Below are 10,465 nucleotides of genomic sequence, written 5' to 3' on the forward strand. Positions count from 1 at the left end.
GGTCACCGGCCCGCGCCCAGGTGGTCGCGCGGGTCGGTGAGGGCGGCCGGGTGGGCGGCCAGGAGGCGGCCGGCCGTCGGCAGCGGCATGCGGACCACCACCGGGCGGGGCAGGGTCAGTTCGCGCTCCGCCACCGCCGTACGGGACGTGCGGACCCGGTCGGTCACCCGCGCCGCCACCCGTACGTCCAGGGTGAACTGCACCAGCACCGAGGCGAACTTCGGCTTGTGCAGCGGCATCGAGCCCGCGCCGTGCGCCGCCGCGCCGCTCGCCGAGCCCGCGCCGCCCGCGTTGCCCATCAGCTGGTTGAGCCGGAACGCGTCGGCGTTCAGCACCCCGGCGCCGAGCAGCCCGCGCGCCTGTCTGCCCTGCTCCGCCGAGCTCTGCCCGTCGCTCTGGGTGGGGCGGGGCGCCCCGAGGTGGCTCTGGGCGACCGTCTCGAACGTCATCTTGTCCCCGGTGCCCAGCACGCGCCCGGCCCTCAGCCGTGCGTGCACGGAGGCGCTCAGGTCCTGGCCCGTCGCCCCGCTCGCGTGCACCGGCGGCAGGTCCGCCCCGGCGTTGGTGAGCAGGGGCAGGGCCGCGATCAGCCACTCGGTGGAGACCGCTTCGCCCAGCGTGTAGGCGGCGGCCTGCCCCTTCTGCCGGAACCGGTCGCCGCCGCCCGCCGCCCGCACCGCCGACGACACCAACTCCCTTACGCGCGGCGCTCCCTGGAAGCCGTTCACCTGCGCCTCCATCGGCAGCGGCACCCCGGCCGCCCGCCAGGCCCCAAGCGCGGCAGGGTCGCCGGGCGGTGTGTCCCGCACGCCGGGGGCGGGGGCACGGGCGGGGGCGGGGCGCGAGGCGCCCACCCGGCTCAGCGCCCTGAGGTCGCTCTCCAGGACGCGGTGGACCAGCGACGTGAGGCCCGTGGCGGCAAAGGCCAGCCGGCGGTCTCCCCGGTGGAGTTCGAGGGTGGCGATGACCGGCACCCGCATCTTCGCCGACCTGGCCGTCTTCGCCTCCGCGACCGTCTTCATCCCCAACTGGCTCCGCCCGGCGTCGCCCCGGCGGCGTGCGGAGCTTGAGGCGGCGCCGAGCCCGCCCGCCCCGCCGCCGCTCTTCAGCGGGCCCGTCCCGCCGTCCGGTTTACCGGAGCCGGCGAGGATGCCCTCCACACCGGTGGCCGTGCCCTCGTCGTGGGAGGTGGACTGCTGGGCGACCGCCGAGGTGATGTACTCCATGTCCCGGCCGTCGTCCGCCTCCCCGTCCCAGGTTGCCCCGCCGACGCGGTCGACCTTGAACACCGCCCAGTACGGAGTCCTGCGGCCGTCCAGCAGTTCCACGGTGACCCCGCCGTCCATGGCGCTCCCCAGCAGGCCGGTGGCGCCGTCCCGGTCCAGGATCCGCAGCAGGCGCTGCACGTTGTCGTTGCGGTCCCGCAGCTGCTGCCGGGGCAGGAGATCGTCGGCGAGGTCCTCCCGCCCGATGCGCGCGAGGGAGCCGCGCAGCCGGTCGAGCAGGGGTACGAAGTCGGGCAGGTCCTCGATCATGCCGAAGCCGAGCGGCAGATCGCGGGCGAGTGTCGGCCCCGAGCGGGCCGGGACACCGGCCGAAGCCGACGCCGACGCCGACGCCGAACCGTGCGCCGACTCCGACGCCGGTGCCGGTGCGTGCGCCGGTGCCGGTGCGTGCGTCGACGCCTCCGCCCGTCCTCCGCGGCCGGCGCCCCCGACAGTCCGGTCCGCGTCGGCGCGCTCGCCCTGCCGGTCCGGCTTCAGCGCCTCGCGCGCCGACGGCGGCAGGTCCACCCCCGCCGCCCTCAACTGCCCCGCCGTCAGCCACACCGCTGCCGCGCCCGGCAGGGTCCGTGCCGCGTTCGCCACGTACGGACCGCCGCCGGTGACCTTGACCTCCGCCACCATCGTGACGAGCAGGTCGCACCGGACGAGGTACAGCGGGGCCTTCTTCGGTGTGTGGGCGTTGCGCTCCACGGTCCCCGCCAGCGTGGCGGCCCCGGCGTCGCCCGTGCTCGTCGTCCGGTATCCCGACAGCCCCTCGCCGACGCGCCACTCGGCGCCGTTCTGTATGCCGGTCATCCCGGCCTGCACCGTGCTCGCCGTGCCGCTGCCCCGCTGTCCGCCGGCCTGGTGGCCGCCCAGCACGAACGTCTCCGTGCCGGGCCCCGCCGCCTCGTGCACCAGTCGCGGGGCCGTCAGTGCCAGCCTGGTGCCCACCGCGCCGTTCAGCGCGGCCAGCCGGCGCGGGTAGCGAAGGTTCTTCACCACCCATGCGGAGGACGAGGCCTGCCGCAGCGCGGCCGTGATCGCCCGGGGGCTGAAGCGTTCCTCGACGGCCAGCCGGGGCGCGAGCCCCTCCGTGCCCAGCGCCGGGTCCTGGCGGCCCGCCCCTCCCCGGGCCCCGCCCCGGGCAGCGGCGCGGGCCAGCAGCGCCAGGGCGAGGTCGCGGATCGGCTGCCCGTCACCGACGGTCTCCACCAGCTGCCAGTCCCGCACCTGCCCCCCGGTGGCCGGCCCTCCAGCGGTCTGTCCCTCTGTGGTCTGACCCTCGGCGGCCGGGGCCGGGGCCGGCGACGCCAGGTCGCCGATGCCCGCCGCGGCGACCTCCTGCTCCGGGCCGGGCGCCTGCCCGCCGTCCGCGTCCAGCCGCCGCTTCTCCTCCGTGCCCACGGTGAACTCGGCCGGCGTCAGCAGACGTACGTCCTGCTCCTCCAGGCGCAGGCCGGACAGCAGCCTGGCCTCCGGCGCGTCCCGGCCGGGGGCGCCCGGGGTCAGGGCGCGGGCCAGCTTGCGCTGCCGCGAGGTCATGGTGACGTCCACGTTCAGGCGCAGCGCCGCCCCGAACGCGCTCGCCTTCTCCGATCCGTTGGTGAGGACGTCGGTACGGGTGGTGGGGCCGCCCTGGTTGCGGCGGGTACCGGTGCTCTGCCGCTCGTAGCGGGCCGAACCGGTGAGCACACCCGGTACCAGCCGGGCCTGGGCCAGCACCATGCCACCGATCGACCGCGAACTGCTGCGCCCGCTCTGTACGTTCGCGGAGACACCGGAGTGGCTGCGCACCAGCCAGTCGTCGATGTCGCCGAGGTGGCTCGCCCCGCCCAGGTCGCCGTGGACCCGGAGCTGGACGTCGTGGGCGTGCAGGGTGGTCTTGCGGCGCAGCCGGACCCGGATGCCGGTGGACAGCAACTGGTCCTTGTTCACGCGCAGATGGGTCTCGGAGAGGGCGGCCATCAGCTCGCGGTAGTTGTGGCGCTGCGCCTCTTCCTCCTCACGGCTGAGGCCCGCCGCGGGCGCGGTGGCGCCGAAGGCGGGGAGATACCCGGCCAGCCGGGGGTCGGTGGCGAACAGCTCCCGTACGGCCTTCAGCATGGGCGCGGTGTCGAGCCGGCCGAGCGTGACGCTCGATCCCATCGCACCGAACGGCAGGTGACGTTCGTCAGCCGCCGACTCCCCCTCCGGCGCCCTCCCCTGCGTCCCTTCCCGCGTCCCTTCCTGCATCTCCCCCTGTTTCCCTCCCTGTGTCCCCTCCTGGGTCCCCTCCTGCGTCCCCTCCTGGGTCCCCTCCTGCGTTCCCTCCGCCCCGGTGCCCGCCCGACGCGCCTCCGGCCGTTTCACGAACTCGCTCGCCGTCACCCCTTGCGGCAACGGCAGGCCCAACTCCTTCGCCTCGTCGGCCCGCAGACCGACCCAGACCCGCATCGTGTGCGTGGCGACCCGCGTCTCCGGGCGCAGGACCATCCCGGCGGACCGGGGCCCGGTGCCCTCCACGGTCAGCCGCACGGTCCCGAGGTACAGCACCTTCTCGCCCCGCACCTCCGCGCCCTGCCGGCTGGAGACGGTCTGCTCGTTGACGCTGAACCGGGACGCACGGGCCCCGGTGACCGGCATCGCGGTGGCGCGCACCACGGCCGCGTTGGCCGCCGCCCCGAGCCCGGCCGCCGGGCCGAATCCGCCGGTGGCGGCGCGTCCCTTGCTCGCCGCCTCGGTCGTGGTGTGCTGGACCTGCTGATGGGTACGGAGTTGGGTCATGCCGGTGGCCCAGGCCGGGGAGAGCCCCGTGACCACGGCCCGCATGCGGTAACTGCCCGCGCTGCTGCCGTCCTTGGAGTGCAGGTCGTCCCCGGTGACGCCGTCGCGCAGCAGGCGGGGCAGGTCCTCCAGCACGGTCGGGGTGGCGGTCGCCTCGTACAGGCGGGAGCGGCCGGGCGCTCCAGGTGCGGTCAGCGAGGGGTGCAGGACGGAGGCGACCGCGTCGAACAGCCCGCCGCCGCCCCGGTGCGGCCCGGCGGTGTCGGAGACGCCCACCGGGGCCAGCGAGTCGGCCAGCGAGACCCGCCGGGCGAGGTCGTCGTCCACCGGTCGCGGGCGGTCCGGCGCACCGGTGCCGGCCGGGATCAGATGTTCGGTGGGCACCCGCTGGGTGAGTGTTCCCGAACCCCGGTAGACCTGTTCGTCCCCGCCCGCCTGCCGCCGGACCCGTACGGCGAACACCACCCGGCGGGGCACTTCCACCGAGCCCTTGTCGCTGCGCAGCACGCGCGGTTCGGCCACGCCTCGCTGGGTGCGGGAGTCCCGCGAGGACTGCCAGGGCTGCACGCTGCCCGTCACCGCGCCGCCGAGCCACAGTCCGGGCGCGACGGGGGCGAGCCCGAACGCCGTGCCGCCCGCCCCGTTGCTCGTGGAGTTTCCTGCCGAACTGCCGATGGTGGCACCGCTGTTGTGCTGGACATCGACCTTGGTGTCCTTGCCCTCCGCGTCGTCGACCGCGGCGAGCGGCGCACCTCCCGGGTCCGGCGCCGCCGTCGGGAGGGCGGCGGCCTGGTGGAACGTGGGCGGCCGGTCGTCCGGAGCGGGTGCGATGGTCACGGTGACGTCGAACCCCCCGCCTCCGCTCTGTGCGCCTTGCCCGCCCTGCCCGCCCTCCACCGCGAAGGCTCGGCCCCGGCCGAAGAACGACTCGGGTCGCCCGGCCAGTTCGGCGGCGATTCCGGCCACCGTGCCGTCGCCGTGCCCCACGACAGCCGCGACCGCGTTGCGTACGAACTCCTGCCCGGTCAGCCCGTACGCCGTGGACAGCCCACCCGCCTCCAGGTCCATCAGGTACGGCGGCAGCACGAGTCCCTGTTCGGCCCGCTCGTCGATGACCGGGGGCGGGGCGGCGGGCCGCTTTCCGCGCCGCACCGCTCGCGTGGTGGCCTCGTTCCCCAGCGTCCGCTGGAGGGGCAGCAGGCTGCCGGGACCACCGCCGACGCCGACGCCGCCCGGGCCGGCCGGAATCCCCGCCCGGCGCGGCTGCCCGGCCTCCTCGGACACGCCCCGTCTGCCCCCGGACCCGCCCTCGCCGTCGCTCCCCGCCACCTGCCGCTGCCTCCGCACGGCCTCAACGTAGCCAGCGGTACGACGGCCCAGGGCCGATCGGGCGGCCGCGCGGACGTTCGCCGCCGACTCCTCATCCCCGCGCCAACTCCCGTACATCCGCAGGTCCGGGCGCCAACGGACGGCCGGGGGATCCCACCGGGCCGCCGCCGCGGAGGCCCGCCGCGCGCCCCGCTGGAATCACCCCAGCCCCTCCTCCACCAGCGCCGCCCACTGCGCCACCACCCGCGCCCGCCGGGCGGTGTCGTCGGTGAGGAGGTTGGCGAGGCCGAGGCCGCGGGCCATGTCCAGGAGGCCCTGGACCGTTTCGCGGGCGCCGGGGCGGGACTCGTCGGCGCCCAGGAGTTCGACGGCGATCCGGTGGGTCTCGCGGCCCACCCTCGCCTCCAGTTCCGTCACGCGCGGGCGGAGCTGGGCCTCGTTGGAGGCGGCGACCCAGAGCTGGAGCGCGGCCCGGAACAGGGGGCCGGTGTAGAGGTCGACCAGGGCCGCGACCACCTCGGCGCGGCCCTGGTCGGGCAGCGCGCGCAGGGCGGCGGAGCGTTCCTCGGCGACGTACTCCACCGCCCCCGTGAACAGGTCCTCGCGGGTCGGGAAGTGGTGCTGGGCCGCGCCGCGCGAGACGCCGGCGCGCTCGGCGACGACGGAGACGGTGGAGCCCGCCCAGCCGTGTTCGGCCAGGCAGGCCACCGCCGCCTCCAGGAGCCGTTGCCGCGTCGCCCGGCTGCGGTCCTGCTTCGGCGCGTGAGCGGCCTTGGAGGAGGTGGAGGAGGTGGAGGAGGATGTCACCGCGCCCATGCCGGGTCCCGTCGTTCGAGGAAGGCCGTCATCCCCTCCCTCGCCTCGCCGGAGGCGAACAACGCGGCGGATCGGGCGACGAGGTCTTCGGCGTGCTGGTCGAAGCTTCTCAGCACCGTAGCCGTGACCAGCTCCTTCGATGCGGCCAGCCCCTGCGGCGAGGCCCGGCGCAGGCCGTCCAGGATGGGTACGAGTGCCTCGTCGACGTCCTCGGCGGCCACCGTGACCATCGAGATCCTGGCCGCCTCCGCCGCGTCGAAGCGCTCACCGGTCAGGTAGTAGCGGTTCGCCGCCGCGCGGTCCAGGCGGGGGAGCAGGGTGAGGGAGATGACCGCCGGGGCCAGGCCCAGCCGGGACTCCGTCAGGGCGAAGGTCGAGGCCGGGCCCGCCACCGCGATGTCGCACGCCGCCAGCAGGCCCAGACCGCCCGCCCGGACATGGCCCGTGACCCGGGCCACCACCGGCTTCGGCAGCTCCACGATCTCCCGCATCAGGCCGACGAACGCCTCCGGGTCCGGCGGCGCCGTCAGGTCCGCCCCGGCGCAGAACGTCGTGCCGGTGTGGGTGAGCAGCACCGCCCGTACGGTGTCGTCCGCCGCACACGCCGCCAGTGCCGCGCGGGCCTCGCCCACCAGCGACGCGGAGAGCGCGTTGCGGTTCGCCGGGGAGTCCAGCGTCAGCGTCGTCACCCCCCGGTCCGCCGTCCGTCCGATCAGGGGCGCTTCTCCCCGGTCCGCCGTCCGTCCGATCAACGTCACTTCTCCTCGGTCCTCTCCGTCTTCTCCCGGTCGCGCAGCACACGCCGGAGGATCTTCCCGGACGCCGCCCGGGGCACCTCCTCGACGAACTCGGCCTGCCGCACCTTCTTGTACGGGGACACCCGCTCGGCGACGTACGCCATGACGTCGTCCGCCGTCAGCCCCCCGCCCGCCGGGCTCCGCACCAGGAACGCCTTCGGGACCTCGTTGCCCTCCGCGTCGTACACCCCGATCACCGCCGCGTCCGCGAGGTGCTCGTGGGTCAGGAGCAGGGCCTCCAGCTCGGCGGGGGCGACCTGGTACCCCTTGTACTTGATCAGTTCCTTGACCCGGTCGACGACGAACAGCCAGCCGTCCGCGTCCACCCGCCCGACGTCGCCGGTGTGCACCCAGCCGTCCGCGTCGATCATGTGGGCGGTGGCGTCGGGGCGGCCCAGGTAGCCCTTCATCACCTGGGGGCCGCGGATCAGGATCTCGCCGTCCGCCCCCGGCTCCGCGTCCTTCGCCGGGTCCTCCAGCGACACGATCCGCATCTCGGTGCCCGGCAGCAGCTTGCCGACCGTGCCCGGCGGCGGCTGCTCGACGGAGAGCGGCACCACGTGCGTACCGGGCGACAGCTCCGTCATCCCGTACGCCTGCCGCACCGGCGGCACGCCCAGCCGGGCCGAACACGCCGCCGCCAGCTCGGCGTCCAGCGGGGCGGCGGCGCTGACGATGTACTGGAGCGAGGACAGGTCGTACTCCCCCACCAGCGGATGCTTCGCCAGGGCCAGCACGATCGGCGGAGCCACGTACAGGCCGGTGATGCGGTGGGTCTGGATGGTCTCCAGGAACTGCGCGAGATCGAAGCGGGGCAGCACGACGACCGTCGAGCCGCAGCGCAGCGGGACGTTCATCAGCGCCGTGAGGCCGTAGATGTGGAAGAAGGGGAGGACGGCCAGGATGCGGTCGCCCTCGCCCATCGGGATGAACGGTCTCAGCTGCTCCAGGTTGGTCGCGATCGACCGGTGCGTGAGCATCACGCCCTTGGGCGTGCCCGTCGTGCCGGAGCTGTACGGGAGCGCAGCGACGTCCTGGCCGGGGTCGATGACGATCTCCGGCTCGGGGGCGGTGGAGGACAGCATGTCCAGGATGGAGGTGTGGCCCTCCGCCTGGTCGCAGACGTAGATCTCCCGTACGCCGCCGGTGAGTTCGGCCGCCCGACGGGCGGTCGCCAGGAGCGGGGAGACCGTGACGATCCACTTCGCCCCGCTGTCGGCGAGCTGCTTGGCGAACTCCTCGGGCGTGGCCAGCGGGTGGACCGTGGTCACGGAGGCGCCGGCGCGGGTGGCCCCGTAGAAGACCGCCGGGTAGGCGATGGTGTTCGGGCTGTGGAGGGCGAGGACGTCGCCCTTGCGGAGACCGGCCTCGGCGAGCGCGGCGGCGATGCGCCGGTGGAAGCCGTCGAGTTGGGCGTACGTGAGGGAGGCGCCGTTCGTCCCGTCGATCAGGGCGACCGTGTCGCCGAATCCGGCGGCCCCGCCGAGGACCGCTTCGTGGATGGGCGTGTCGAGGGCCGGTACGTCTGCGTACTCGCTGCGGAACACCATGGCGGTCCCCTGTCGTCGCGGATGCCCGCGCCGCCCGGGTGGCGGCGCGGGACGCCGTGCGGGTGTGGAGGGTCAGAATCACCCCTGTGGGGGAGGGATGGGGAGAGGTCGGACGGAAGCGGATCAGGAAAGGTTCAGTACGACTTCGGCAGGCCCAGCGACTGGTGCGAGACGTAGTTCAGGATCATCTCGCGGCTCACCGGGGCGATCCGGGCCACCCGGGACGCGGTGATCAGGGACGCGAGGCCGTACTCGCGGGTCAGTCCGTTGCCGCCGAGGGTGTGCACGGCCTGGTCGACCGCCTTCACGCACGCCTCGCCCGCCGCGTACTTCGCCATGTTCGCCGCCTCGCCCGCCCCGACGTCGTCGCCCTCGTCGTACAGCCGGGCCGCCTTCTGCATCATCAGACGGGACAGTTCCAGGTCGATGTGCGCGGTGGCCAGCGGGTGCGCGATGGCCTGGTGGGAGCCGATCGGGGCCTTCCAGACCTGCCGGGTACGGGCGTACTCGACGGCCTTGCCGAGCGCGAAGCGGCCCATGCCGATGCCGAACGCGGCCGTCATGATCCGTTCGGGGTTGAGTCCCGCGAAGAGCTGGAGGAGGCCCGCGTCCTCGTCGCCGACCAGGGCGTCGGCCGGCAGGCGTACGCCGTCCAGGACCAGCTCGAACTGCTTTTCGGGGGCGTGGAGTTCCATGTCGATCTGCTGCCGGCCGAAACCCTCGGCGTCGCGCGGGACGATGAACAGGCAGGGCTTCAGCTTCCCGGAGCGGGCGTCCTCGGTGCGGCCGACGATCAGCGTGGCGTCGGCTGTGTCGACGCCGGACACGAAGACCTTGCGGCCGGTGAGCAGCCAGTCGGCGTCCGGGCCCGTGCCGTCGCGGCGGGCGGTGGTGGTGATGCGGTGGGAGTTGGAGCCGGCGTCGGGTTCGGTGATGCCGAAGGCCATGGTGAGGCTTCCGTCGGCGAGGCCCGGCAGCCACTTCCGCTTCTGATCGTCCGTGCCGAAGCGGGCGATGACCGTGCCGCAGATCGCGGGCGACACGATCATCATCAGGAGGGGCGACCCTGCCGCACCCAACTCCTCCAGCACGATGGAGAGTTCGGCCATGCCGCCACCGCCGCCGCCGTACTCCTCGGGGAGGTTCACCCCGAGGTAGCCGAGCTTGGCGGCCTCCGCCCACAGCTCGTCGGTGTGGGCGCCCTCGCGGATGACGGTGGTCATGTAGTCGCGCCCGTACCGTTTGCCGAGGGCGGCGACGGCGGCGCGCAGGGCCTGGTGCTCGTCGGTTTCGAGGACGGTACGGACGGTGCTCATGCGGTCTCCTCCGGTACGGGGATGGCGGCCGGGCCCTCCTGGACCACGGCGAGCAGCGCGCCGACCTCGACCTGGTGGCCGGGGGCGGCGTGCAGGGCGGTGAGGGTGCCGGAGGCGGGGGCGAGGATGCGGTGCTCCATCTTCATCGCCTCCAGCCAGATCAGCGGCTGCCCGGCCTCGACGGCGACGCCGGCGGCCAGGCCCTCCGCGAGGCGGACGACGGTCCCGGGCATCGGGGCGAGCAGGGAGCCCGGGTCGGTGTGGGTGGCGGGGTCGGTGAAGCGGGGCAGGGCCGTGAAGGTGTACGAGGCGTCGGCGGTGTCCACGTGCACCCGGCCGCTGTCACGGTCGGCGGTGACGGTGAAGTTCCGTGCTACCCCGTTCACTTCGAGGGTCGCCCGGTCCGGAGTGACGGCCAGGACCCGGACGCCCGGGGCGTCGTGCGGTTCCGGGGCGCCGGTGCGCGGGGTGCGGTAGGCGATCTCGTGCTCGGCCCCGTCGGGTTCGCTCCGGTAGCGCTTGCGCTGCGGCCCCGAGGGCACGTTGCGCCAGGCCCCGAAGCGGGTGGGGGCGGGGCCGGTCGTGGTGGTGGCGCGGGCGGCTGCCGCCAGGGCGGCGGCGAGGGC

General features: G+C 74.7%; 6 protein-coding genes. All 6 read right to left on the minus strand.

Annotated features, from left to right (window positions below):
* Positions 1 to 2: 2 nt before the first annotated feature.
* The gene (locus tag CR470_RS16930) at positions 3 to 5,378 is read right to left on the minus strand and encodes a hypothetical protein (RefSeq protein WP_257138725.1); all 5,376 of its coding nucleotides are present in this window, start codon (positions 5,376 to 5,378) and stop codon (positions 3 to 5) included.
* 180 nt (positions 5,379 to 5,558) lie between these two features.
* Positions 5,559 to 6,176, minus strand: a complete 618-nt coding sequence (locus CR470_RS16935) for a TetR/AcrR family transcriptional regulator (protein WP_097868428.1) — start codon at positions 6,174 to 6,176, stop codon at positions 5,559 to 5,561.
* Positions 6,164 to 6,925 (minus strand): enoyl-CoA hydratase family protein, encoded by a 762-nt coding sequence (locus CR470_RS16940; protein ID WP_257138727.1) that lies wholly within the window; start codon positions 6,923 to 6,925, stop codon positions 6,164 to 6,166. The genes CR470_RS16935 and CR470_RS16940 overlap by 13 nt, the downstream gene beginning before the upstream one ends.
* A gap of 5 nt (positions 6,926 to 6,930) precedes the next feature.
* Positions 6,931 to 8,523 carry a 4-coumarate--CoA ligase family protein gene (locus CR470_RS16945; protein WP_097868429.1) on the minus strand — a complete coding sequence of 531 codons (1,593 nt, stop codon included), beginning with the start codon at positions 8,521 to 8,523 and terminating at the stop codon, positions 6,931 to 6,933.
* Between the two features lie 134 nt (positions 8,524 to 8,657).
* On the minus strand, positions 8,658 to 9,839 hold the full coding sequence (locus CR470_RS16950) for an acyl-CoA dehydrogenase family protein (RefSeq protein WP_097868430.1): 1,182 nt from the start codon (positions 9,837 to 9,839) through the stop codon (positions 8,658 to 8,660).
* Positions 9,836 to 10,465: biotin attachment protein (locus tag CR470_RS16955; protein ID WP_179892278.1), on the minus strand; the 630-nt coding region annotated here is incomplete at its 5' end. The genes CR470_RS16950 and CR470_RS16955, both read right to left, overlap by 4 nt.

Source organism: Streptomyces sp. rh34, from assembly GCF_002551245.1.
Classification (GTDB): domain Bacteria; phylum Actinomycetota; class Actinomycetes; order Streptomycetales; family Streptomycetaceae; genus Streptomyces.

What these genes read in the sequence shown, in the direction of transcription:
- CR470_RS16935 (WP_097868428.1), bottom strand. Translation starts at nt 6,176, where the DNA reads ATGGGCGCGGTGACATCCTCCTCCACCTCCTCCACCTCCTCCAAGGCC.
- CR470_RS16945 (WP_097868429.1), bottom strand. Translation starts at nt 8,523, where the DNA reads ATGGTGTTCCGCAGCGAGTACGCAGACGTACCGGCCCTCGACACGCCC.
- CR470_RS16950 (WP_097868430.1), bottom strand. Translation starts at nt 9,839, where the DNA reads ATGAGCACCGTCCGTACCGTCCTCGAAACCGACGAGCACCAGGCCCTG.